Source organism: Bradyrhizobium elkanii WSM2783, assembly GCF_000472865.1.
Taxonomy (GTDB): Bacteria; Pseudomonadota; Alphaproteobacteria; order Rhizobiales; family Xanthobacteraceae; genus Bradyrhizobium; species Bradyrhizobium elkanii_A.
In genome coordinates, this window is sequence record NZ_AXAP01000112.1 from 1 (window position 1) to 23,695 (window position 23,695).

At 62.3% G+C, this 23,695-nt stretch carries 26 protein-coding genes and 2 pseudogenes; 12 read left to right on the forward strand and 16 right to left on the reverse strand.

Features of this window, described 5'->3' with window-relative positions; genetic code table 11:
* Positions 1 to 227 precede the first annotated feature (227 nt).
* Together YY7_RS61370 and YY7_RS0144750 are read right to left on the reverse strand one after the other, a co-directional pair.
* Positions 228 to 428, reverse strand: coding sequence for a hypothetical protein (locus YY7_RS61370; protein WP_155255608.1), 201 nt, complete (start codon positions 426 to 428; stop codon positions 228 to 230).
* Positions 425 to 829 carry an FAD-binding protein gene (locus YY7_RS0144750; protein WP_035692655.1) on the reverse strand — a complete coding sequence of 135 codons (405 nt, stop codon included), beginning with the start codon at positions 827 to 829 and terminating at the stop codon, positions 425 to 427. The genes YY7_RS61370 and YY7_RS0144750 overlap by 4 nt, the downstream gene beginning before the upstream one ends.
* Positions 830 to 1,123: 294 nt before the next feature.
* Here YY7_RS0144750 and YY7_RS0144755 point away from each other — a divergent pair, with 294 nt between their 5' ends.
* The 5 genes from YY7_RS0144755 to YY7_RS0144775 all read left to right on the forward strand — a co-directional run bounded on the left by YY7_RS0144755 (position 1,124) and on the right by YY7_RS0144775 (position 5,423).
* On the forward strand, positions 1,124 to 1,696 hold the full coding sequence (locus YY7_RS0144755) for a flavin reductase family protein (protein ID WP_028168773.1): 573 nt from the start codon (positions 1,124 to 1,126) through the stop codon (positions 1,694 to 1,696).
* Positions 1,697 to 1,718: 22 nt separating this feature from the next.
* Positions 1,719 to 2,684: a serine O-acetyltransferase EpsC gene (gene epsC / locus YY7_RS0144760; protein WP_028168774.1), complete on the forward strand. Its 966-nt coding sequence runs from the start codon at positions 1,719 to 1,721 to the stop codon at positions 2,682 to 2,684.
* Positions 2,685 to 2,877: 193 nt separating this feature from the next.
* Complete coding sequence (locus tag YY7_RS0144765) at positions 2,878 to 3,894, forward strand: ABC transporter substrate-binding protein (protein ID WP_080664134.1); 1,017 nt, start codon at positions 2,878 to 2,880, stop codon at positions 3,892 to 3,894.
* Between the two features lie 33 nt (positions 3,895 to 3,927).
* The gene (locus YY7_RS0144770) at positions 3,928 to 4,680 is read left to right on the forward strand and encodes an ABC transporter permease (protein ID WP_028168776.1); all 753 of its coding nucleotides are present in this window, start codon (positions 3,928 to 3,930) and stop codon (positions 4,678 to 4,680) included.
* Positions 4,668 to 5,423, forward strand: a complete 756-nt coding sequence (locus YY7_RS0144775) for an ABC transporter ATP-binding protein (protein WP_028168777.1) — start codon at positions 4,668 to 4,670, stop codon at positions 5,421 to 5,423. The genes YY7_RS0144770 and YY7_RS0144775 overlap by 13 nt, the downstream gene beginning before the upstream one ends.
* Before the next feature lie 11 nt (positions 5,424 to 5,434).
* Here the strand turns inward: YY7_RS0144775 and YY7_RS0144780 are convergent, their stop codons facing one another.
* The 4 genes from YY7_RS0144780 to YY7_RS0144795 are packed head-to-tail and all read right to left on the reverse strand — an operon-like array spanning position 5,435 to position 9,178.
* A complete protein-coding gene (locus YY7_RS0144780) occupies positions 5,435 to 6,310 on the reverse strand; it encodes an ABC transporter permease (protein ID WP_196237433.1) in 876 nt (291 codons plus the stop codon).
* Positions 6,303 to 7,169, reverse strand: coding sequence for an ABC transporter ATP-binding protein (locus tag YY7_RS0144785; protein WP_028168779.1), 867 nt, complete (start codon positions 7,167 to 7,169; stop codon positions 6,303 to 6,305). Before YY7_RS0144785 ends, YY7_RS0144780 begins: the two co-directional genes overlap by 8 nt.
* Positions 7,166 to 8,233, reverse strand: coding sequence for an ABC transporter substrate-binding protein (locus YY7_RS55150; RefSeq protein ID WP_245287650.1), 1,068 nt, complete (start codon positions 8,231 to 8,233; stop codon positions 7,166 to 7,168). The genes YY7_RS0144785 and YY7_RS55150 overlap by 4 nt, the downstream gene beginning before the upstream one ends.
* A 15-nt stretch (positions 8,234 to 8,248) precedes the next feature.
* Positions 8,249 to 9,178 carry a TauD/TfdA dioxygenase family protein gene (locus tag YY7_RS0144795; protein WP_028168780.1) on the reverse strand — a complete coding sequence of 310 codons (930 nt, stop codon included), beginning with the start codon at positions 9,176 to 9,178 and terminating at the stop codon, positions 8,249 to 8,251.
* A gap of 543 nt (positions 9,179 to 9,721) precedes the next feature.
* Here YY7_RS0144795 and YY7_RS0144805 point away from each other — a divergent pair.
* Positions 9,722 to 9,928, forward strand: a pseudogene (locus YY7_RS0144805) (LLM class flavin-dependent oxidoreductase); the annotation flags it as partial.
* Here the strand turns inward: YY7_RS0144805 and YY7_RS59425 are convergent.
* A complete protein-coding gene (locus tag YY7_RS59425) occupies positions 9,906 to 10,019 on the reverse strand; it encodes a MetQ/NlpA family ABC transporter substrate-binding protein (protein WP_245287655.1) in 114 nt (37 codons plus the stop codon). The pseudogene YY7_RS0144805 and the gene YY7_RS59425 overlap by 23 nt on opposite strands.
* A 44-nt stretch (positions 10,020 to 10,063) precedes the next feature.
* Between YY7_RS59425 and YY7_RS0144815 the strand changes: the two are divergent.
* A pseudogene (locus YY7_RS0144815) lies at positions 10,064 to 10,282 on the forward strand (MetQ/NlpA family ABC transporter substrate-binding protein); the annotation flags it as partial.
* A gap of 70 nt (positions 10,283 to 10,352) precedes the next feature.
* Here YY7_RS0144815 and YY7_RS0144820 read toward each other — a convergent pair.
* From YY7_RS0144820 to YY7_RS0144845, 6 genes are all read right to left on the reverse strand, one after another.
* Positions 10,353 to 11,549 carry an LLM class flavin-dependent oxidoreductase gene (locus YY7_RS0144820; RefSeq protein ID WP_080664132.1) on the reverse strand — a complete coding sequence of 399 codons (1,197 nt, stop codon included), beginning with the start codon at positions 11,547 to 11,549 and terminating at the stop codon, positions 10,353 to 10,355.
* 9 nt (positions 11,550 to 11,558) lie between these two features.
* Positions 11,559 to 12,341, reverse strand: a complete 783-nt coding sequence (locus YY7_RS0144825; RefSeq protein ID WP_028168784.1) for a MetQ/NlpA family ABC transporter substrate-binding protein — start codon at positions 12,339 to 12,341, stop codon at positions 11,559 to 11,561.
* A gap of 37 nt (positions 12,342 to 12,378) precedes the next feature.
* Positions 12,379 to 12,867, reverse strand: a complete 489-nt coding sequence (locus tag YY7_RS0144830; protein WP_245287651.1) for a tetratricopeptide repeat protein — start codon at positions 12,865 to 12,867, stop codon at positions 12,379 to 12,381.
* Between the two features lie 31 nt (positions 12,868 to 12,898).
* Positions 12,899 to 13,678, reverse strand: coding sequence for an ABC transporter ATP-binding protein (locus YY7_RS0144835; RefSeq protein WP_028168786.1), 780 nt, complete (start codon positions 13,676 to 13,678; stop codon positions 12,899 to 12,901).
* A gap of 41 nt (positions 13,679 to 13,719) precedes the next feature.
* Entirely contained in the window at positions 13,720 to 14,559 is an 840-nt protein-coding gene (locus YY7_RS0144840) for an ABC transporter permease (RefSeq protein ID WP_028168787.1), read from the reverse strand.
* Between the two features lie 84 nt (positions 14,560 to 14,643).
* On the reverse strand, positions 14,644 to 15,732 hold the full coding sequence (locus YY7_RS0144845; RefSeq protein ID WP_028168788.1) for an ABC transporter substrate-binding protein: 1,089 nt from the start codon (positions 15,730 to 15,732) through the stop codon (positions 14,644 to 14,646).
* Positions 15,733 to 15,902: 170 nt separating this feature from the next.
* Between YY7_RS0144845 and YY7_RS57220 the strand changes: the two genes are divergently transcribed.
* The 3 genes from YY7_RS57220 to YY7_RS0144860 all read left to right on the forward strand — a co-directional run bounded on the left by YY7_RS57220 (position 15,903) and on the right by YY7_RS0144860 (position 18,490).
* Positions 15,903 to 16,784 (forward strand): transporter substrate-binding domain-containing protein, encoded by an 882-nt coding sequence (locus tag YY7_RS57220; protein ID WP_051397276.1) that lies wholly within the window; start codon positions 15,903 to 15,905, stop codon positions 16,782 to 16,784.
* A 74-nt stretch (positions 16,785 to 16,858) separates the two neighbouring features.
* Positions 16,859 to 17,911: a cytochrome-c peroxidase gene (locus tag YY7_RS0144855; RefSeq protein ID WP_245287652.1), complete on the forward strand. Its 1,053-nt coding sequence runs from the start codon at positions 16,859 to 16,861 to the stop codon at positions 17,909 to 17,911.
* 147 nt (positions 17,912 to 18,058) lie between these two features.
* Positions 18,059 to 18,490, forward strand: coding sequence for an RrF2 family transcriptional regulator (locus YY7_RS0144860; protein ID WP_028168790.1), 432 nt, complete (start codon positions 18,059 to 18,061; stop codon positions 18,488 to 18,490).
* 86 nt (positions 18,491 to 18,576) lie between these two features.
* On the opposite strand, the gene ggt is transcribed toward YY7_RS0144860, so the two are convergent.
* Both ggt and YY7_RS0144870 read right to left on the reverse strand, forming a co-directional pair.
* Positions 18,577 to 20,331: a gamma-glutamyltransferase gene (gene ggt, locus YY7_RS0144865; protein WP_028168791.1), complete on the reverse strand. Its 1,755-nt coding sequence runs from the start codon at positions 20,329 to 20,331 to the stop codon at positions 18,577 to 18,579.
* A 497-nt stretch (positions 20,332 to 20,828) separates the two neighbouring features.
* Positions 20,829 to 21,755, reverse strand: coding sequence for a LysR substrate-binding domain-containing protein (locus YY7_RS0144870; protein ID WP_245287653.1), 927 nt, complete (start codon positions 21,753 to 21,755; stop codon positions 20,829 to 20,831).
* A gap of 116 nt (positions 21,756 to 21,871) precedes the next feature.
* On the opposite strand from YY7_RS0144870, the gene YY7_RS0144875 reads away from it, so the two are divergent.
* Positions 21,872 to 22,267, forward strand: a complete 396-nt coding sequence (locus YY7_RS0144875; protein WP_028168793.1) for a RidA family protein — start codon at positions 21,872 to 21,874, stop codon at positions 22,265 to 22,267.
* A gap of 1 nt (position 22,268) precedes the next feature.
* Positions 22,269 to 23,420 (forward strand): NADH:flavin oxidoreductase, encoded by a 1,152-nt coding sequence (locus YY7_RS0144880; protein WP_028168794.1) that lies wholly within the window; start codon positions 22,269 to 22,271, stop codon positions 23,418 to 23,420.
* Here YY7_RS0144880 and YY7_RS0144885 read toward each other — a convergent pair.
* Positions 23,417 to 23,695: universal stress protein (locus YY7_RS0144885; RefSeq protein WP_028168795.1), on the reverse strand; the 279-nt coding region annotated here is incomplete at its 5' end. The two genes, YY7_RS0144880 and YY7_RS0144885, sit on opposite strands and share 4 nt — an antisense overlap.

Genomic DNA, 23,695 nt, shown 5'->3' on the forward strand with positions numbered 1-23,695 from the left:
GCTGGCCTGGCGGCAGGACTCCCGACTTGCCGAATGTCCGGTTCAGGCGGCAAGTCACGGAGGTCGGTCTCCACATCAGCAATCAATGCAGATAGGTGCGCCCCATACATGCGAGCCAGGGCGATCGCACAATGCGCTCCGCTCGAGAGGTCATCTCTGCGCGACGGAGACAGGAAAACGAGTATGTCCTTCATGTTCCACCACCATACAGCTCAAGAGATCCGCATTCATTCGCGCACGTGATCAATTGTCCTCAGGCTGCCGGCTCCCAATTGTCCACCTGCAATGCGACGGGATCGTGTTGAGTGTCCCTTCCCGCCGGCCGGTTCCGCAACCTCTTCTCGTGAAGCGGGATGATGATCGCCGGTGGCGACGTTGACGCAAATGTCGCAGGCCGTGCAGCGCTCGGCGTCGATGACCTCGATCATTCGACGGCCTCCGCATAGGCACGATCGGCATGCGGACGCACCGAGCTCCAGACCTCGTCGAGACCGCCGGCCGTGATGTAATGGCGCTGACGCTCGTCCTGATCCGGAAAATCGTGGCGCCGGTGCATGCCGCGGCTTTCCTGGCGCGCCAGCGCGCTGCGATACATCCAGCGCGCCGTCGCCAGCATCGCTGCGCTTTCCCGCGCACGGAGCACGTCTTCCTGCGTCGCGGCACCCGCTTGCGATACATCGATCCAGAGCGCATCGAGCCGCTCCAGCGAGGCACTGAGACGCTCGGCCTCACGGTAATAGTTCAGCTCATAGGGAAAGACCTCGTCTTGAGCCGCTCTTGCGAGCTCCGCGGGCTTGTACGCCCTTCCGTTGCGCGTCCGAAGCGCCACTGTTCCCACCGATGACAGTTCACGCCGCGGCGCGGGCGAGGCTGCTTTCAAGGCGCGAGGAGAGATCAAGCGGAGGCGCTGAAAGATATTCTTTGCGGTCTTGCACGAGCAAAGAAATCAGAAAACTCCCGGACAGCGGACAATTGGAAAACCGCTCTATTTCTGTCCGGCCAAATTCGTGGGACATTTTTCGACGTGTGGAAGGCTTGCACTCATCAGAGGCACGCCGCTGCCCGCGAAAGGCTGCTTCCAGCGGGAGCAGAATTCCGCGAGGTTCGATGAGAGGAGCAACCGATGGCCAAAGCGGATATCCATCTCGTCGATGAAACCGACGAGATCGAGCGCCAGTTTCGCTCCGTCATGCGCCGCCTCGCCGGCGGAGTCAGCATCATCACCGCCGGGCGCGACGACGACATCACCGGAATGACGGTCACCTCGCTGACCTCGCTCAGCGCCGCGCCGCCGCGATTGCTGGTGAGCATCAACAGGCAGGCATCTTCCTTCGCCTTGATCGAGCGCCACCGGTTGTTTGGCGTCAACATCCTGGGTTCGGACCAGCAGGTGCTGGCTGCCCGCTTCAGCAATCGCCGGCTGAAGGGCAGCCAGCGCTTCGACGGCACGACATGGTTCACCGGCTCCTCCGGCGTGCCGCTGCTGGGCAAAGCGCTGGCGACCGTCGAGTGCCAGGCCGAGGAGATCATCGAGCGTTATTCGCACGGGATTATCGTCGGCCGCCTGCTCAGCATGGAGCTGTCGCATCGGCTGTCCGGCCTGATCTACTGGAACCGTCAATACATCCAGATCGACCACGACACGGACCTGGACCGTCTTGCGGAGGTAAGTATCCCCTTGGCGCACGTCCGCTGAGGGCAACGGGGGTCGAGACAGCATGAAGCGCGAAACTCCACCGCAATCGCAATTCGCTGCAGCGGGCGACAGTGCGCCGTCGACCGCGCGCTGGCAACTCGACCGGATCGTCGCCGAATTGCGCGTCTCGCGCGAGGAGACCCACAGCATCCGCCGCGACGGCGAAGCGCGACGAGCGCCGTCCCGCGAGGCGCTGGAGGCCGTTCTCGACGGACTGACGGAGGCGCTGTTTCCAAGGCACTATGGGCGGTTCGATCTCGACGGCGAGAACATCGACTATTTCGTCGGCAACACGCTGAGCGTTGCCCTGGATTCGCTGTGCGAGCAGATCCATCGCGGCGCGCTGTTCGTCGGTGACGAGTTGTTGCCGGGTTTTCGCCGAGAGGATGCGATCGAGCTGACGCGCAGTTTGGCTTCCCAACTGCCTTCGGTGCGCGGCGTGTTGATCAACGACCTGCGAGCGGCGTTCGTCGGCGACCCGGCCGCGCGCAACTTTCCGGAAATCCTGATCGGCTATCCCGGCATGACCGCGATCATCCACCACCGCCTCGCCCATATCCTGCATCGCCAGGGCGCGCGGCTCGTCGCGCGGCTGATAGCCGAGATCGCCCACGCCCGGACCGGCATCGATATCCATCCGGGCGCCAGCATCGGCTCGGGCTTCTTCATCGATCACGGCACCGGGGTCGTGATCGGAGAGACCGCCGTGATCGGCGACAATGTGCGCATCTACCAGGCCGTCACGCTCGGCGCGCGGCATTTCCCGACTGACGACGAAGGCAACCTGATCAAGGGCGATGCGCGCCATCCGATCGTGGAGGATGACGTCGTCATTTACGCGGGCGCGACCATCCTCGGCCGAATCACCATCGGCCGCGGCTCCACCATCGGCGGCAATGTCTGGCTGACGCGCGACGTGCCTGCAAACAGCGTGGTGACGCAGGCCACGGCCCGGAACAAAGTCGGTACAGGTGTCGACCCGAGCTAGCTAGGCTGCCGAAGCCGTTAGATATGTGAGGGTACTGTCGTCCGTACTTCGACAGAGCCACAGAATTACTTTCTACTTTGATGGATAAATTTAGAAGATTCCGGCTGATAAAGCCCGAATAACGCAATGGACCAAACGTTCTCGAAAAGGGACGTTGCGGCCACATTTCCCCTGATCTCTCGGAAGGATGACGATGCGCCTCGTGACAAGCATGTTTGCTGCCCTTGTGGCGGTCGGGATCGCGTTGGGCCAGCCGGTTTCGGCGCGGGCGCAGCAGCCGTTGCGCCTCGGCTTCATCCCGGTGATGGGCGCGGCACAGGTCTTCGTCGCGGACGGCGAAGGCTGGATCAAGCAGGCGGGACTGACGCTGACCACGAGCACGTTCGAGTCGGGCCCGAACATGATCCAGGCACTGCAGTCCGGCACCCTCGACGTCTACGTTGCTGGACTTGCGCCGCTCTTGGTCGCCCGTGCGAAAGGCATCGACGTGCGCATCGTCGCCGCGACAGTGGTCGAGGAAATGGGATTTGCGACCAGCGCCGCGTTCTCTCCGCAGATCGAAGGCAAGGATCCGGCGGCTGCGTTCAAGGCGTTTCGTGAAAAGAACGGCCGCCCGGTCAAGCTCGCGACCCAGCCGATCGGCTCGGGCCCGAACACCGCCTTGCAGCACTGGCTGTGGGAAGTCGTGAAGGCCGACAAGGCAGATGTCCAGATCGTCGAGATGGGCATCGACGCGACCCAGCGCGCGATCGCGACCGGGGCGGTCGAGGGTGGCTCGGTGCGAGAGCCCGCGCTTTCCATCATCCGCAAGCAGAATCCGGCGATCAAGCTGATCGCGACCGGCAAGGACATGTTTCCGAATTTCCCGGGCGTCGTGGTCGCGGTCATGGGCTCCTTTGCGGACAAGAATCCCAAGGCAGTCGACGGCCTCGTGCGTTCGATCATCCGTGCCACTGCACTGCTGAAGGAGCATCCCGAGCAGGCCGTGAAGCACGTCGGCGCCGCCTTCGGCAAGGGCCTTGTGCCCGATGACATCCTGTTGGAGTCGCTGAAGTCGCCGCAGACCCAGTTCACCTCCGATCCGCGACGCATCGAGGAATCGACTCGGCAGCTGCAGGAGTATCAGGTGAAGATCGGCGCGCTGCAGAAGGCGGAACCCCTCGAAGGCTTGTTCGCCTTCGATGTCTATAACCGCGCCACGGCCAACTAGCGACGCCTGCAATTCACGGAACGGACGCGGCCGGTGACACGCACACGATCGTTGACGCTGGGCGCGTTGGGCTTTGTCGCCTTCCTCGCATTGTGGGAGGCAATGCCCGCCTTCCAAATCGTGCCGGCATCGGTGCTGCCGCCGCCGAGCGCGTTGCCGCGGGCTTTCTGGCGCGAGCTCTCGAGCGGCATCTGGTTCGCGGCGTTGACGACGAGCCTGCGCAATTATCTCGCGGGGCTTGCGATCGGCAGCCTGCTCGGTATCGCGCTCGGCGTTGCGACCGGCATGTCGGCAACGCTGGAATCGTTCCTCGCCTGGATCGTGCGCATCTTGCGGCCGATCCCGGGACTCGCATGGGTGCCGTTCGCGATCCTGTGGTTTGGCATCGATCCGGCCGCCGCCATCTTCATCATCTCAACCGGCGTGTTCTGGATCTGCTATTTCGCGGCCCTTGGCTCGGTCCACTCGGTGGAGCGCGACCTGATCGAGCTGGCCGATGCGTTCGGATTCCGTCGCGCGGATCAGAAGCTAGTCAAGGTGATCTTGCCTGCCGCCGCGCCCGGGATCCTGGTCGGCCTGCGGACCGCGCTCGGGCAGGCCTGGATGGCCGTCGTCGCCTCCGAGATCTTCGGCGTGCCCGGTCTCGGCCAGCGCATGATGCAGGCCTCCAACCTGCTCGCGAGCGACGTCGTGGTGATCTACATGGCGACGATGGCCGCGCTGTACGGACTGATCGACACCTCTTTCGTCGCGCTGCAATCACGGGTGCTGCGATGGAAGCGATAATTTCGCTGCGCAGCGTCGGCCTGTCATTCGTACGCGATGGCGAGCGGACAGAAGTGCTGCGCGACCTCGACCTCGACGTCGCGCCCGGCCGTTTTGTCGCCGTGCTCGGTCCCTCCGGCGTGGGCAAGTCGACGCTCTTGCGCGTGATCGCCGGGCTGCTCCAGCCGAATGCCGGAGAGGTCCGCGTCAATGCGCGCGCGGAAGGATACAGGCTCCCGGTCGCGCTGGTGTTCCAGGACGCGCGCATGCTGCCTTGGCGTACCGTGCTTTCCAATGTCGGCTTCGGCCTCGAGCACGGCAAAGTCAGCACGCGCGAGCGCCACAAGATGGCGCGCGCCGCGCTCGCGCTGGTCGGCTTGTCCGGTTTCGAGAAGCGCTATCCGCACGAGATGTCCGGCGGACAGCGCCAGCGGGTGGCGCTGGCGCGCGCGCTCGCCGTCGATCCCGACATCCTGCTGATGGACGAGCCCTTCGCCGCCGTCGATGCCCTCACCCGGGAAGCGCTGCAGGACGAATTGGCGCGCATCCATGCCGCCACCCACAAGACCGTCATCTTCGTGACCCATTCGATCACGGAAGCAGTCTATCTTGCCGATGAGGTAATCGCGATCACGGGCAAGCCGGGGCGCCTCGCCGCCTCCATTCCCATCGACGTTGCCCGGCCTCGTCGCCGCGACGATCCGGCGAACCGCGAGCTGATTGCGCGGCTGCGCGCGATCCTTGGGGACGAGGATCCGGCCTGAGCCACCGCACGTCAGGCCGTCACCGTCGTCTTCCACCGCATGAAGCGCCGCTCAAGCGCTTCGAGGATCGCATTGAACGTCAGGCCGATCACGGTAATGCCCAAAATCCCGAAATACATCTGCGGGATCAGGAAGCTGTATTGGCTGTAGATGATGAGATAGCCGAGGCCGGCCTTCGCACCGACCATTTCGGAAGCGACCAGCACCAGCATCGCAGCCGCGCTCGCCAGGCGGATACCGACGAAGATCGTCGGAAGCGCTGCCGGCAGAATCACCTTGCGGAACAACTGCTGCGGTGTCGCGCCCATGGTGCGCGCCGACTTGATCAGGAGCGGATCGACCTGTTTCACCGCCGCAATGGTGTTGAGGAGCAGCGGCCAGGCGCAGCTATAGATCACCATCGTGACCTTCGAGACCTCACCGATCCCGAGCAGCAGGATGAACACGGGTAACAGCGCGAGTGGCGCCGTATTGCGGCAAATCTCGATGGTTTGATTGAGCAGATCGCCAAGCCGGGCATACCAGCCGATGGCGAGGCCCAGCGGAACAACAAGTACGACGGAAATCAAGAAGCCGCTCAATGCACGCAACAGGCTGGCGGTCACGTCATCGTAAAGCTCCCCGCTCTGCGCAAGCTGCCAGCCGGCCGCGATGACTTCCGAAAACGGTGGCAGGAATGCGCGATCGATCAGCCCGAACCGGGGAGCCGCCTCCCATGCCGCAAGCAGAACCAGCAGCAGCAGCGACCTGCGGCCGAACGCGACCAGCCAACGCACGAAACGATGCAGCGCACGCGCCACCGCCGACGGTTCCTCTTCTATCTTGCCAAGCGACGCCGGCCGTCCGTGCGCGAGTTCGAGCAGCGTCAGCATCTCAAGGCTAGACATGCGCAACATCCTCCACAGAACGATCGGCGCGCGACGCGACATGAGCACCGGCAAGCTGTCCTTGCTGGGCCTTCAATACTTCCTCGCGCAGCAAGCTCCAGACCTCGTGCCGGACCCGCCCGAATTCGGGCAGCGATCGCACGTCATCCATCTCGCTTCGCAACAGTTCGGGAATGTCGACGACATGCTTGATGCGGCCGGGCCGCGACGTCATCACCGCGACACGCTGGCCGAGCACAACCGCCTCATCGATCCCATGCGTGATGAAGACGATGGTCTTGCCGGTGGTCCGCCAGATGCGCAGGAGCTCGCCCTGCAGCGTCTCGCGCGTCTGCGCGTCGAGTGCTGCGAACGGCTCATCCATCAGCAACACTTCCGGATCGTAGGCAAGGCTGCGCGCGATCGCCACGCGCTGTTTCATGCCGCCGGATAGCTCGTGCGGGTACCGGTCAGCAAAACCCGCGAGCCCGACCAGATCGAGATAGTGCAGCGCGATCGAACGGCGCTCCCTCGCTTTCAACCCTGCAATGTCGAGCCCGAACTCGACATTCTGCGCCGCCGTCCGCCAGGGAAACAGCGCGTATTGCTGGAAGACGATGCCGCGGTCGCGCGCCGGGCCCGAGATCGGTCGTCCATCGAGCAGGATCTGGCCGCTGGTCGGTGCGGTCAGCCCACCCAGGAGATCAAGCAAGGTCGACTTCCCGCAGCCGCTCGGGCCGACCAGGGCCAGGAATTCGCCCGGACGGACGTCAAGCGTGACATCCTCCAGCGCGATGAACCGCCGCGCCGGTCCACCGCTTCCGCCGCGGACGAGGAACTCCTTGCGAACCTGTTCGAAGCGGATCTTTGCGGTGCTCATCTGGCTTCCGCTGCCTTGCCCGAACGATAATAGTTGAACTGGTTGATGTAGGTGTCGGAGGCCTTGATCTGGTCGGGCTTCAGCAGACCGTCCTTCACGAGCCAATCGATCCACACCTGCAATTGCTGGTCGGTGATCAGCCCGCCCTTCGACGCGACGCCGGTGCTCTTCCAATATTTGATCGACGAGGCGTCTTCGTTTCGCTTGCGCTCGGCGACGATCTTGTCGAAACGAGCCCTCACCTCCTCGGGCGGGGTTTCACGTGCCCATTCGATGGCGCGAGAGATGCCCTCGACCAGTTTGCGCGCCGTATTCGGATTCTCCTTGATGAACTTGTCGCGCAGCACATAAGCGCCGCCGGTGAAATTGCCGAACAGGTCGGTATCAGCGAACAGTTTTCGCAGGCCGCCGCGTTCCAGCGCCTTATCACGCAGCACGCCGTTGAGCGCGGTCACCTCGACCTGGCCCTGGCGCAGCGCCTGCTCGCCGGTGACCGGTGGGATCGCCACCAGCGTCACCTGCTTCGCCTCGCTCGCGCTCAGCCCGTTCCGCGCCAGATATTCGCGGAGCACGAATTCAAGGTGGGCGCCGAGCGTATTGACTGCAACCTTCTTTCCGATCAGGTCGCGCGCCCCATTGATCGGACTGTCCTCCTTCACATAGTAGCCGTAATAGGTATCGGCGTCGGAGCCGTAATAGCCCACCACCGCCTTGATCGGCGCTCTCGCCGCAATCAGCTTGATGATCGCGCCATAGAAGGCGCCGCCGATGTCGATGTCGCCGGTGACGACAGTCTGAATGTCCTGCGGCCCGCTGATGGTGTTGCCGACCCATTTGAGCTTGAGCGGCGCGAGGTAACCGAGATCCTCGGCCAACTCGGGGAACGTCACCTGGCCAGCCCAGCCCTGGTAGCGGATCTCGGTCTTTTCCAATGGCTCGGCCAAGGCCTGGCCGACAAGGCCAAGCGTCAGCGCGAATGCCCACAGAATATACCGGATTTTCGTTGCAGCACTGCTCCCGGACCAGAAGCCAGCCGAACGAGCCGATCGATGCGTCATACTCATCTGCCGAACTCCCCGCTACGCGGCCTTGGCTGCCTGCGGCTTGGTCGCCTTGATGTGTGTCACGCTGTGGCGACCGTCGATGCTGACCGGCACCTCGCCATCGACCGTGGCGCGGCGGACGACGCGATGCTGGTCGCCGTAGTCATTGACGGCATAATGCTGCGTCGCGCGATTGTCCCAGATCGCGACGTCGCCCGCCTTCCAGCTCCAGCGCACGGTATTTTCCGGCGCGGTGATGTGCGACTGGAACAGGTCGAACAGTTTCTGGCCGTCATATTTCGGCAAGCCGACGAACCGCTGCACGAAGTTGCCGAGCACCAGCGTCCGCTCGCCGGTTTCAGGATGGACGCGAACCACCGGATGTTCGGTCTCGTAGACCGTACCCGTGAACACTTCGTCGAAGTGTTTCCTGTCAGCCTCGGTGGCGCGAGACTTCACCGCATAATCATAGGCGTTGCTGTGGACCGCCCAGAGTTCGTCGGCGAGCCGCCGGAGCGGCGGTGGCAAATCGAGATAGGCCGCCGCGGTGTTCGACCAGATCGTGTCGCCGCCATAAGGCGGAATCACCACGCCACGGAGTACCGAGATCTTCGGATAGGCGTCGACAAAGGTGACGTCAGTGTGCCACTGGTCGGCGCGGCCTCCGCCCCTTCCCGAATCCAGTTCGAGGATCGACGACGTGCCCTTGGCCGGGCCGATGGTTGGATGCGGCACCAGTCTGCCAAGCCGCACCGCAAAGCGCTCCTGCTCGGCATCATCGAGATGATCTTGATTGCGGAAGAAGATCACCTTGTGCTCAAGCAGCACCTTGTTGATCGCGGCGATCGTCTCGTCAGGCAGATCGCCCGCCAGATTGATGTTCCTGATCTCCGCGCCGAGGCGCGCTGCACGCTTGACGATATCAGCGCGCGGGATGACGTTATCGATGCCATCAGTTTGAGCCATGGTCGTGCCCCCTATTCGGCCGCAACAATCTGCGGCGATTGCCAGAGTGCTGATGCGTAGAGATCGGCGGCATGTTTCGACCTCGCGATTGGGCGTAAATCGTAAGAGCGATCGACCGTCAGTCAATGAAATGAAACCAGCTTTGTTTTCGACGACAGACAATGATCGCGTTTCCGTCGATGCGGGTGCTGGAATATTTGCAATGACGATTGTCTTGCGGGCACCGACTGCATGCATGGCCAGTCGAAATCGAAGCTCTTTAAGCCGAAAACTCTCGTACTGACGTCGCACAGGGTGCCCGATGCGTCGTCATTCCTATCGCAGCATGCCGTCTCGTCTCCTATCGGCGAACAACCCAAAATGTTCATGCTGGCTTCCGACGCAACTATGTAAATTCATTTCATCGACATTCTCGCGATCGCAGACGTAGACTCTTTTGCACTGCAGCTTGAGTGCGAGCAGGAAACGCAGTGACGACGGATGCCAGGAAATGTCGCAGCCCGACGGCGTCATCAGCCTTCAAACATGCGCGGGTCCTAAGACATGAGCGATCGACGGCAGCTAACCCTCAATCTCTTCATCTATCCCGGCGGCCATCACGAGGCCGCGTGGCGCTACAAGGGCTCCGCAGCGGACCGGATCCTCGATATCACCTACTACCAGGAGCTGGCGCAGCGCGCCGAGGCGCACAAATTCGATGCGATCTTCTTCGCCGACGGTCCCGCGCTTAATGTCCGCTCCACAGCGCGCGCTGCAGGTTGACGGGATCGTTGGGGACCGCCACGGTCGAGCCGGGCTTGATGGGCGTGCCGAGCGCATGCTTCTTCGAATAGAGGCCCATCGGCGGCGTCGGCACGTGGACGATTCCGGTGAGATCGGTCTTAGGGCAATTTCGCGATCTATAGCGGGTTGAAGCTGACGAACGCCTTCGCGCTGGAAAAGATGACCACGCCCTATATCAACGTCGTCGCAGTGAAACGCGGCAACGCGGAGAGCGCATGGGCACAGAACATCGTCGCCGGCTATAAGTCGGAAACCTTCAAGGCAGCGATCCGCAGCGACCGCTTCTATGACGGATTCACGCTGCCGGATTATTTAAAATGACCGGCTCGCCGCGAGCGAACCGCCGCGTAGCGCGCCGTCCGGCCAAACGGCACGGCGGCCGGATCGCAGCTCACTTCGTACGGGTCACCGGAGGCCGCAGTCCAGCCTGCTGCATCAGCGGCAGCACGCGGCGACCGAAGAACTCGAGATCAGGCTTGAAATCGAAGAAGCTGAGCTGAAGCCCGTCGATGCCGGCCTTCTTGAGCTGGATGAACTGATCGACCACCTGCTCCGGCGTGCCGATCACCTCGATATTGCCACCGATCGCACGCCGTTTTGGCGCGTCACGACCTATCCTTCCCTTCCAGGCGTGCGCATCGCTGGCGAAATTCTGGAAGCCAGCGACGGGGTCGATGTGATCGACGATGGCGTCATGGTACTGCCACGTCTCCCGCTCGGTCTCGCGGCAGATCACCATCGGATTGAGCAGCGTCCGCACCTCGCGTCCGACCTCGATCGCGGCCTGCTTGACACGTTGCGCATGCGCTGGAAGCGCCTCGATCGCGCTCTCAAAGGACGAGCCGGCGGGGCTCGTGATGAACACGATGTCGGAATAACGGCCGGCAAACGCGATGCCGGCGTCTGATCCAGTGGCATTGACGAGGATAGGCCGTCCGAACCGCGGCTTCGGCGTCACGAACGCATTGCTCAGCCGCCACGGCGACTTGCCCGAGAAGGAAAAATTCTCGTCGTCGCTCCACAGCCGCTGCAGCACCTCGATGAACTCCGCCGCCAGTTCGTAACGGCGATCATGTTCGATCTGGTTCCATCCGAAGGCCTCGTGCTCGATCGCGCGATGCCCGGTCACGACGTTGATGCCCCAACGTCCGCCCGAGACGTGATCCAGCGTCGCGCCGTATTTGGCGAGATGCAGCGGATGGATCGGACCGTAAAGCACATGGATGGTCGAGATCAGCATGATCTTTGACGTGAGTGCCGCCAGCGACGCCGTCGTCATGAACGAATCGAGCGCCTCGCCGGTGAATACCCCGCCATAGCCGCCTTTCGGCAACCATTGCGACAGCGCAAAGACCAGATCGAAGCCAAAGGCTTCAGCAGTGAGCGTCAGATCCCGGTTGTAGTCGAACGTCCACGTCGTCGTTCGCGGCAAGGTCGACGCACTCCAGCCGCCCGCCTGGATCGGCAAGAACAAGCCGAGCAGCAAAGGCTGGCTCAGCGACTTCGATAGCGGACTGTCCGGAAATTGCGTCGGACTTGGAAAGATCGGCGATCCAACAATCTCGCCCGGCTTGTGGACTATCGTCATGGCTAACCCCTAAAAGGCCGGAATCTGGCCTGGCAATGTATCCTTGATGAGCTGCCGGATCGTATCGTTCTGATAGGCGCGCACCAGCTTCGACACCCAAGGGGCATCCTTGTCCCGCTCGCGCACGGCGATGAAATTGTTATAGGGATTGTTGACGGCGGATTCGGCGGCGATGGAATCCTTGCCCGGAAGCAGCCCGGCCGGGACGGCGTAGTTGGTGTTGATCACGGCGGCGTCGAGGTCATCGAGACTGCGTGGAAGCTGGGCCGCATCGATCTCCCGGAGCTGCAGCTTCTTGGGGTTGTCAGTCACGTCGAGCACAGTCGGCGATATCCCGACACCGTCCTTGAGCTTGATCAGCTTCTCGGCCTGTAGCAGCAGGAGCGCACGCCCTCCATTGGAGGGATCGTTCGGGATGCCGATCGACGCGCCGTCCTTGATCTCGCCGATGGACTTCACCTTCCTGGAATAGAGGCCGATAGGGGCGACGATCGTCTCGCCGACCGGCGTGATCTTGTAGCCTCTCGTCTTGATCTGGTTCTCGAGGAAGGGCCTGTGCTGGAACGCGTTTGCATCCAGATCGCCTGCGTCGAGCGCGGCGTTTGGCAAGAGATAGTCGTTGAACACCACCACAGTGAGGTCGAGTCCGTCCTTGGCGGCGATCTCCCTGACCTTCGCCCAGACGATATCGCCGTCGCCGGCCGCAATGCCGACCTTGATCTTCTGCTCCGCCCAGGCGGGCGTGGCGAGGAGCGCGACCCCAACGACAACAGAGAGCAACCAGCGTTTCATCTATAGATCTCCATCCAGGCAGTGTGGGCGCAAGAATCTAGGATTTGGACTTATGTCCGGCGCGAGCGAGAGCATCTTTCAGCTTGTCGTATTCCTCGCATCCGCCGGGGTGACACAATAGCCGCAGCAGCTCGAGGTTCTTCTCTGCGCGCGCGAAATCGCCGATATCGACGAACAGCTGACCCTGGTATTCCAGCGCCGGCCGGTGAGTCGGATCGTAGAAGATAGCTTCCTTGTACCACCGCGCCGCCTCGTCGTAGCGCTTGAGCTTACGCAGCGAGAAGCCGAGCAGATTGTACACGTCGGCATGATGGACGGTTTCTGCAAGCGTCAGCAGCTTGGCGGCCGCTTTCTCGTATTCGCCGGAATAGATCTCGGCCCGCACCGCCGACAAATCAGGAAGATCGCTTGATGGCGCGGTGTCCATGGCGACAGCCGCCCCGCTCGCGGCGATCCCCATCGCAAGGATCAGGTTGCGAAGCAGGCTGAGACCGTGGAGCCGTGCCGTCGTCTGCGACCTCAGCATGATTGGACCTCGCACGACAGGTGCGTCGGCATCAGGCCGCCTGCGGCTTACCGCCATATTCGCCCATGGCTGACAGGATTCGTCGCTTGTAGCTGGCGAACTCAAGGTCCGCACGGTCGCGGTCGCGTGGAAGGTCGATCTTGATGTCGTCGACGATCCGGCCGGGACCGCCGGCCATTACCACGACCCTGTCGCTGAGGTAGATCGCTTCATCCACGTCATGCGTCACCAGAATCATGGTGATCTGCTCGACGCGCCAGATGCGCTGCAATTCGGCCTGGAGATGGACCCGGGTCAGGGCGTCCAGCGCGCCGAGCGGTTCGTCGAGCAGCAAAATCTCTGGACGATTCACCAGACCGCGGGCGATCGCCGCACGCTGCGCCATGCCGCCGGACAGCTGATGCGGATAGGCCTTCTCGAAGCCTTTCAAGCCGACAAGGGCGATATGTTCGGCGATCGTCGCAGCCTTGTCCGCGGCGCTCCTGCCCGAATTCTCCAGGCTGAGACCGATATTGTCCTCGAGCGTCAGCCACGGCAGCAAACGGTGATCCTGGAACACGATGCCCCGCGAGAGCGCGGCACCGGTGACCTGCCGGCCGTCGATAAGAATATCCCCGCCATAGTCGCGCTCGAGACCGATGATCAGCCGCAGCAACGTCGATTTCCCGCATCCGCTCGGCCCGACCAGGGAAACGAACGCGCCCGGCTTCACATCGAGATTCACATGGGACAGGACGTGCACCGGCGGGCGGCCGGTGACAGCATAGGTCTTGGATACGTTCCTCACCTCGAGCTGGCCGGATGCGGCCATGGCATACTCCTGTTGATGTGATGCGGCCGCCGACGCGCGGTTCAACCCTCGTAGCCCTGCTTCCAGCGGAGCACGCGACGCTGCAACAGATACATGCTGCGGTCGATTGCGAAGCCGACGAGACCGATGATGACCATGCACACGACAAGCTGGTCGGTGAGCAGCAGGCCCTGCGCGCGGAAGATCAGGAAGCCCAGCCCCTCCAGCCCGCTCAATCCTTCCGCAACGACCACAAGCGCCCAAGCGAGCCCAGCCGAATAGCGCAGCGCGACCATGATTGAGGGCGTGGCGGCCGGCAGGATCACCTTGCGCACGAGCTGCCTGCGCGTCAGCGTGAGGACTTCCGCCAGTTCGACGTAAGTCTTGTCGACGTTGCGAATGCCCTGCAGCGTGTTGAGGAATACCGGGAAGAACACGGATTTGGCGATGACGAGCACTTTCGCGGGCGCGCCGATGCCGAGCCAGAGAACGATCAGCGGCAGCCAGGCAATGCCGGGAATGTGCCGGATCGTATCGAAGGTCGGGCCGAAGAACTGCTCGACCTTGCGCGACAATCCCGCCGCGATCCCCAGCGCGACGCCGGCGAGCGAGCCGTAGATGAACGCCTGTCCGACGATCTTGACGCTGGCGAGAAAATCCAGCGCCAGGTTCTGCTTGGTCAGCATCTTCCAGAACGCCGTGACGACGGTGATCGGCTCCGGCAGGAACACCGGGTCGATCCAGCCGCGAGTGGACGCCGTTTGCCACAGGGCGAGGATGATTGCGGGCAGCACAATGCCGATCAGCGCAGGTCCCTTGTACGCGCGCCCTTGCCGCGCCGCGACTGCCGAGCCGCCGGTTCGGATTCCGGAGCCGTCGATCGCCTCTGCGCTGTCGGTCATGCTGACAACATTCTTTCAACAGATCATTACGACGCCCCGGCACTCGCCGCGTGCCGAGGCGTGCGCATCGGTTACATCCGCGCGTCAGTTGTAGATGGAGTGAGTGCCGCCTGCGAAGAAGCGCCCATCGACGAAAGCATCGATCTGCGCGTCGGTCAGCTTGCGCTCGGAGAGGATGTCGTCGCCGTTGGCAATGTACCAGGCCTGGAACTTCTTGATCGCATCGCGCGCACGGTCGGCATTCGGCTCGCCCGCCATGAACTCCCATTCGCCGGCGTGGGTGATCTGGAACTTCGCGACCTCGATCGGAACGCGCGTCTCCTTGGCGACGATCTCGGCCGCTTCGTCGACGTGATCGGTGGCCCACTCGCGCGTACGCTCGCGCGCGGCAAGGAACGCTTTTACGACATCGGGATATTTGTCCACGAAGTCGCGGCGGGCGAAATAGGTCACGCGGCCCGCATTGTTCACATAGATGCCGTCGTCCGGCGAGCGGCCCACCACCTTGAGCTTACCCGACAACCATGCGCCGGTGGCGGCGGCGCCCGCCGCAAGATGGAAGGTGGTGGCGTCGGCTGCGCCCGAGAGCACCGCGCTGATCGCAACGGCGGTGTTGTCGATCGAGGTGTAGCGTATCCGGCCCTGCTTCTCGCGCGAGTCGAACGGCAGCCCCGCCTTCTGCGTGATCTCGAACGGCGACGACCAGTAGCAGCTTATGCGGCTCGAGCCGAACTTCTTTCCGTCAAGGTCGGCGACGGACTTGATGTTGTCGTTGTCGGCGCGGGCGAGAATTGGCGCGCGATAACGATTGGACGCCTCCGAAACCCAGATGATCTCGCCATCGAGACCGTTCGCACGGTGGACCGTGGCCGGATAGATCATGCGCTGCGCGATCGCGATCGCTCCGCCCTTGACCGCGGCGGATTCTGCACCGATCAATTCAGCGGCGCCCGAGGCTATGAGATTGATTTTCCTGGTGCCGATCTTGTCGAACTCTTCCTTGAAGAAGCCCTTCTCGCGCGCGATCACCGTCCAGGGCGTGAGCTGCAGATTGATTTCCGTCAGCGGCTCGGCGGCGCGCACTGGAGCGATGTGTGCGACGGCGAGGAGCGCGCCCGCCACTGCTAGATAACCGAGTGTGCGCCTGCTGCTTGCCGCGCGCGTGGTTCGCATGTGAATCCCCCGTTCAGCGATGACAAATGAACGCTTTCACGGTACTCCATCATCGCGATAAGTCTATATGTTCTATAGACAACATTATTCTGTAATCATCTCAGTTCAGGGACGATTATTCGCAGCACACGTGTAGCTCGCTTCATGAAATCAGCGCCAAAGATCACGCGATGAACGGCAACAACGCACGCTTCCCGATCTGGCAAATCCTCGCTGCCGTCGTATCCGGCTTGCTGCTGCCCGCTCTGATCGGCGGCGCCATCGGCATCACGCGAGGTGACTTTGGCTTTGCCTCGTCTGATTTCGCATCTGCCGAGAGGCCTCGTGATAAAACCGATAAAAAGCACCAGTTGAGGCTTGGCATCGCCTATGTGCCGCCGGCCAAGACTCCCGACATGCGCCTCTACATCGAGGAGGGATTCGAAACCGATCTCGCGAACGAGATCGGAGAACGGCTTGGAGCCGACGTGAAGCTCGTGCTTGCGCGGCCCGCGGACCGGCTCGCGGCGCTGAATGAAAATCGAGTCGACGCGGTGCTGGCGCGCGTCGCCGATGATGATCCGCTGCGCAAGACCGCGGAGATATTGCCGACGGGATACGAGTCCGGCCTGAGCCCGGTCATGCGCTCGGACCGGCCGTTGCGGCAGTGGAGCGACTTCAGAGGCCGCGTGGTTTGCGTCACCCTCGCCAATGATCGCGGCCAGAAACTCGCCCAATCGCTCGGCGCAGAGATACGAGCCTTGCGAGCGCCGGCGGAAGCCTTGATGCGTGTGAGGACCGGCGAATGCGTGGCCGCCATTCACGACCGCGCGGTGCTTGATCCCTTGTTCACGAAGCGATCCTGGCAGAAGTTCTCGGCGACCTTGCCTCCCGTCGATCCGACTTCACTCGTGATTGCCGTGGCAAAGCGTCGAACCGATCTCGCCGTCACGATCGGGCGCGCGCTGGCTGCGATAGGCAGCTCTGAGCAATGGCGGCGACGGCGAGAACGGTGGGCGGAGCTTGCCTCCTTCGAGGTCTACAGGGACCAGGCAGGCCCTGATTGCCATTGAGCCGCGCGATACCTTCAAGGAAAGCGGCAAGCCTTTGTGGCGCGATTGGCGTAACCGCTCTGACGATGCTCGGCATGATCTTCGCGAATGCAACGTCGGCGACACCAGGGGATGAGCATCTGTCGACGCTGCGGCAGTCCTACGCACGCTCTGCAACCGAATGGCCTGCACCGTGGCTCGACGTTGATGTCGCTTTTGTTGAGCTCGGCAAGCTGAACCTGCCGTCGTCGCCATCCAGCCATGAGCAACACCGCGTTGCGCTTGGCGCGCGCCTCTTCCATGACGCGACGCTCTCTGCCGGCAACGATCTCGCCTGTTCGACATGCCACAATGCGCAGCACGGCTGGAGCAGCGGGACCGCAACGGCGCCGGGGCATGCGCTTGCCCGCGGGCGACGCAATCCTCCATCGCTCCAGAACGTAGCCTTGCGGCCATATCTGGCCTGGGATGGTCGAGGATCGTCTCTGGCGACCCAGTCGCTGTTGCCGCTCACGATATCTGAGGAGATGGCCAATCCGGATCTGGATTCCGTGCTGGCGCGCCTGCGCGCCGATCCCGACTATGCAACGCGCTTCGCGGAGGTTTACGGCGCAGGACCGATTTCGGCAGACACACTCGCGGACGCGCTCGTTGCCTTTCAAAGTCATCTCGAGACCGAGACGCGCTTCGATCGCTTCGCAGACGGCGACCGGAACGCGCTGACCGATCAGGAAGTGTGGGGCTTGCACCTGTTCCGGACCAAGGCGCGATGCGCCAATTGCCACTTCGGCCCGCTATTGACGGACGATCGCTTCCACAATCTGAAGATCTCGTTCTTCGGCGAGAAGGCGCAGGATCTCGGTCGCTACCAGGTCACCCACCTCCCCGACGACGTTGGACGTTTCCGCACACCGAGCCTGCGTCATGTCGGAGAGACTGCGCCCTATATGCACAACGGGCTTTTTCCGACCCTTGAAGGCGTGATCAACCTCTACGATCGCGGTGGCGGTGAGGTATGGGCGCGAAACCGGAGCGAAGCGGAAAATCCGCTTTATCCGTTAGCGGCGCAACTGTCGTCTCACATCCGACCGCTCGGTCTTTCCGACGAAGAGAAAGCCGCCCTCGCCGCGTTCTTGCGAACGCTCTGAGCGGGAGTCGAAGTCGGGGCGCGGCCAATTCAGTAGCCTTATCTTTCAATGGCCGCATCGACGTGTGAATTATTCCAAGATATCCGCCAAATGGCGGCGATATATCCTATAGTATATCTATTAGCTATTCTAATTCGACGGCATCAGATGCTAACAGCCAAGGGAAAATATGGCCTCAAGGCACTCGTCCATCTGGCGACCCTGAAACCCGGCGAAACGATTCAGTCCATCGACATTGCGCAGACCAACAACATCTCCAAGAAATTCCTGGACACGATCCTGGGCGATCTCCGCAAAGCCGGCCTCGTGCATACGAAGAAGGGACCGGGCGGCGGTTATATGCTGGCTCGGCCGCCGCACGCTATCAATATCGGGCAGGCGATCCGAGAGCTCGATGGTCCGCTGGCGCCCATCGCCTGCGCAAGCCGTACGGCCTACCAGCCATGCGAGGACTGCGAAGATCCTCGCAAATGCGTCGTACGCATCACAATGACACGGGTTCGCGATGCCATGTCGGATGTATTGGATCACATGAGCCTGGCCGATTTGGCCACGACGAAGCGCAAGAAGCTGGTCTGACCCTGCCTATTGTCCAACCTTCCACGCTGCATCGGTCACCTTCGCGGCCTTGGGAACTCAGCTGCAGCTTTGCGAAGGTACACGCTCTATTCTCCCGCGGCGCTCCCGGCCGGTCGCCGATCATCGTGAGCGCCGTAGAAATAGCCGGGCCGCATCCTGCCGCTCCGAGCGGCATCATTGCCGGACGAGCGCGGACCAGCAGCGCCGCCATCGGGCGGACCGATCGCGATGAGCTCAGCCGCTCCCCACGGTGTCTGTTCGACCAGTTTGTAGCCCATCTCACGAAGCAGCTTTGCGGTGTCGGGTGAGATCGCATACGGCTCGTAGTCGAGTTCATCAGGCAGGCCTTGAAGATGGATCCGCGGCGCATCGACCGCCTGCCGCGGCTCCATGCCGTGATCGATCATGTTGAGCGCGGCCTCAAGCGTAATGGTGATGATGCGCGGGCCGCCCGGGCTGCCGAGCACAGCAAAGACTTTGCCGTTCCGGGTGATCAGCGTCGGGGTCATCGATGACAGCGGGCGCTTGTTCGGCGCGATGAGATTCGCCTGGTCCTGCACCAGCCCGTACATGTTCGGCACGCCGCGCTTGATGGTGAAGTCATCCATCTCGTCATTCAGGACGAAACCAGTCCCCGGCGCCATCACCGCTGCGCCGAACAGACCGTTGAGGGTGTAGGTGACAGAAACAGCGTTGCCGGCGTGATCGATGACCGAGTAGTGCGTGGTATCGCCTTGTTCATGCGGCTCGAGTCCGGGCCGCGCCGCCTCCGAAGGCGTCGCCTTGTCGGGCAGAATCTTGGCTCGGATGGCTGCCGCGTAGTCCTTGGACAGTAGCCGATCAACAGGATTTCTAACGAAATCGGGATCGCCCAAATACGTATTGCGGTCGAGATAGGCATGACGCATGGCCTCGGCCATGACGTGGATCGAGGCAGCCGAGTGAAAGCCAAGCGTCGCCATGTCATAGCCCTCGAGGACATTCAGGATCTCGCACAGCGTCGTGCCGCCTGAGCTCGGTGGCGGCGCGGAGACGAAGACGTAGCCGCGATAGGTGCAGTACAGCGGCTCCGTCTCGGTGATCTTGTAATGAGCAAAATCATCGGCTGTAATGATTCCGCCGCCGGCCTTTGACGCAGCCTCGACCGCAGCCGGGATTCGGCCGGCGTAGAAGGCATCCGGCCCGTCCTTGGCGATCGCTGCGAGCGTCACCGCCAGATCCGTCTGCACCAACCTGTCGCCCGGCTGGAGGTTGCTTCCGTCGTGGCGCAGAAAGATGCTTGCGACCGACGGGTCGTTATGAAACCGACTTGCCGCATAATCCATGATGTCGGTGTCACCGCGGGTTAGCACGAACCCATCGCGGGCAAGCCGGATCGCGGGCGCCATCACCTCGGCGCGCGACATCGTCCCATATTCGGTCAGGGCCGCATCCAGTCCCTTGACCGTTCCCGGGAGAGCAACCGCCTTGTAGCCAAATCGGCTGGCGCCCGGAATCGGATTGCCGCTGACGTCGAGATACATCTTTTCGCTCGCCGCTGCCGGCGCAGTTTCGCGAAAGTTGAAGAACCGGTCGCGACCATCGGCCAAATGCATCACCATAAACCCGCCGCCACCAAGATTGCCGCAACACGGATTTACGACCGCTTCGGCGTAGCCTACGGCGACAGCCGCATCGATGGCGTTGCCGCCAGCCTTCAGAATCTCCAGGCCTGCCTCAGAGGCGAGGTGTTGCGAACTCACAACCATCCCGTTCTTCGCCTCGAGCGCCAACGGTGTTGCCGCATGCGCCCCGCCCACCACCATAGCCAGGAGCAGAGCCATCCATTGTATGTTGATCATCATATCACTCCGGTACGCGCGGCCCTGCCTCGGGCGCACGCTCCTCCGCATGAGCAGACGCCGCGATCGCGCGCTTCGCAACACCCTAGATGATTACGTTTGTCACGATCCAACATTCTCGCCAGGAGTTGAATGGGCAGCGTTGGGGCCGTCGCCCCTCGCCGAGGAGTATATGAACTATCGCAGACCGCTGGAATGCTTTGGCCAAAGCTTGGAGCGGCGAAGCAGCAACCGTGATAGCCACCTCGCCCACATGATGTGCTGGATCAAGAGATGGGCGAGCGAGCGAAACTCAGTTCCGCTTTTGGATCAGATGCTGACGTTAAGTGCCACCGCCACCCGCCCTACTTCGATCGAAGAGGAAAAAAGCCCGCAGAACGCGGGGCTTACTCTTGGGGCTTGCGCCCGAGCTGGCTATCGCGGCGACTACATCGGCGTCACGGAGACATCGAGATGCCTCCTCCATCGCGGATATAGCGAAGACTGTTGCTGCCGGTTCAGGGCTTTAGGGACATCACTTCCAACCGGAGCCATTCAGCCGCGGCTTGCACGCGTGGGTTCTTCGCGCGATCTTCACTTGTCACCAGATGATAAGTGAACCCGTCCACCTTAGGGCCGAAGGGCTGTACGAGGTGGCCGGCGGCGAGTTCGTCGGCCACGAGGGCCAGACTGAGCAGCGCGATCCCCTGGCCCGCAACAGCCGCCTGGATGGCATGACCTTCGTCCGAAAATCGGAGCTGTCCGAGGTTCGAGGGGCACGACAACCCGGCCTTTGCAAACCAGTTCTCCCAGGTCGGATTGAGCGGGTGCTTTCTTGTCCATTCAAAGTGGATCAGGGGAAGACGGTTCAAGTCCGCGAGATCGCGCACGCCGAGATTCGGATTAACGAGCGGTGCGAACTCGTCCGCAAACATCGGCTCTGAAATGAGGCCTGGGTACGGCCCTGTGCCGTAGCGGATTGCGATGTCGACGGAGCTGGCTACGAAGTCGACGGCCTCGTCCGACGCATGGAGTTGCAGGTCGACGCCGGGATGCAGCTTTCGGAAACCGGCAACTTTCGGGACAAGCCATTTCACCGTGAAGGCGTTGGTCGCCGAAATCGTCACTTGCGCGGGCCTCTTTGACTGCGAGAGTCGTTCAAGCACGGCCTCGAACGCTTCGAAGCCTTCCCGCAGCACGGGATAGAGCTGCGCGCCGGCATCGCTAAGGCTCACCCTGCGAACCTTCCGCTCAAACAGGGTGAGGCCAGTGTGGTCTTCCAGCGAGCGTATCTGGTGGCTGATAGCCGTTGGGGTCACCGCGAGTTCACTGGCGGCGCGCTTGAAGCTGCCGTGTCGGGCAGCCGCCTCGAAAGCTCGGAGGGAGGATAGCGGAGGAAGCCGCCGCATTAACGTCGCCCTTATGGATGAATTCAGTTCACCCAATAACTGATAATTCGGAGTTTGTCGGTCAAGGCATCCCGTCCCACAATCCAGCTATCGGCCGAAAATGCCGAGATGAACTCAACTCTCTCATGAGCCATTGCTGGGATCGCACAATCATGCTGGAACGTGTCATCACGACGCCCGACAACTACGAGCCGTTTCTCCTGTCGCAGGGTATCAAGTTCAATAACCTTCTTTTCGTCTCCGGCCAGGCCGGAGCCGGCGATGACGGAAAGATCGTAGATGGCGGCTTCCGCGCCCAGGGCGAACAGGCTTTTGTCAACCTGCGGCGGGTGCTGGAGGCCGGAGGGTCGAGCCTGGATGACGTCATCAAGGTGACGATCTTCGTCACCGACATGGGCAATTTCAAAGAGGTCGTGGAGCTTCGCCGTAAGTTCTTTTCCGAACCCTATCCGGCCGACACGATCGCTGAGGTCAAGGCTCTCTACGATCCCAAGGTTCAGATCGAGATCGAAGCGATCGCGGCGATCCGAACCGCCGGGAGCAAATGATATGGCCGGACATGGAAATCACGTACAGCGCGATCGAGCTCCGACAGCAGCGCTCTTCTCTCCGCTGCAACTCGCCGAGCTGACCCTTCGCAACCGCCTCGCAGTCGCACCGATGACGCGTGTCAGCGCGACGTCGGAGGGTAACCCGACGCAGCGGATGTCGGACTACTACGCCGCGTTTGCCGAGGGCGGCTTCGGCCTCGTCATCACTGAGGGCCTCTACACCGACAAGGCCTACTCGCAGGGCTATCTGTTCCAACCGGGGCTGTCGGACGAGGCTCAGGGCGACGGATGGCGGCCGATCGTGGAGCGCGTGCATGGCCATGGAGCGCGCATGATCGCCCAGCTCATGCATGCGGGCGCACTGTCGCAGGGAAGCATCTACCGGAAGGACACCCGAGGTCCATCAGCGGTTCGCCCAAAGGGGCAGCAGATGGCTTTCTACCGCGGGACCGGCGAATATCCGATGCCGGTCGCGATGTCGCGGGGCGAGATATCGGAGGCGGTGGGCGGATTCGCAAAGGCTGCATGTCTTGCCAAGGAATCGGGTTTCGATGGCGTAGAGATACACGGCGCCAACGGCTATCTGCTCGACCAGTTTCTCACCGAGGGGATCAACCTTCGCGATGATCGTTATGGCGGTGACATCGAGGCGAGGCTTCGGCTGATCGCCGAAGTCGCCCAGGCGGTGCGGGATGCGGTTGGGCCGCAGTTCGTGGTCGGCGTCCGCATCTCCCAGGGCAAGGTCAACGACTTTGTACACAAGTGGAGCGGCAGCGAGGACGAGGCGGCCAGGATCTTCGGATTGGTGGGAAGGCTTCCGATCGACTATCTGCATACCACGGAATTCGAGGCGTGGCGGCCCGCCTTCGGTGCGGGCGCGAGCCTCGCGGCGTTGGCGAAGAAGCACGTTGCGATACCGGTGCTCGCCAACGGGTCGCTGCACGATCCCGAGCAGGCGGCCGGTCTCATCGAAAGCCGCGAGGCGGATTTCATCTCGCTGGGCCGCGGTGCGCTGACCCACTCCGATTGGCCCCGCCGCGTTACGGCCGGTGCGTCTCTCGAAGCGTTTGATCCGGACATCCTGTCCCCGATCGCTGATCTCGAGAATGCGGACAAGCATCGTGCCGGAATAGTGCCTGTCGCAAGCTAGTGCGACAACAGGACGGGAATTTCGATCCTCGCGTTGAAGATATCTCGCGTTGCGCTGCCGAGCATCAGCTCGCGCTCGAATCCATGTGCGAACGCGCCCATCACAAGCAGGTCCGCGCCTGCTTGCTGCGCATGGGCCAGAAGGGTCGCGCCGACGTTCAGAGTCTCACGACGGATCGTACTGAATTTGGCATCAACCTGCCACCGCGCCAGATAGCGGCAGAGTGCGTGTCCGGAATGAGGTGTCGGAAACAGCTTGTCGTCAATGACCGATAC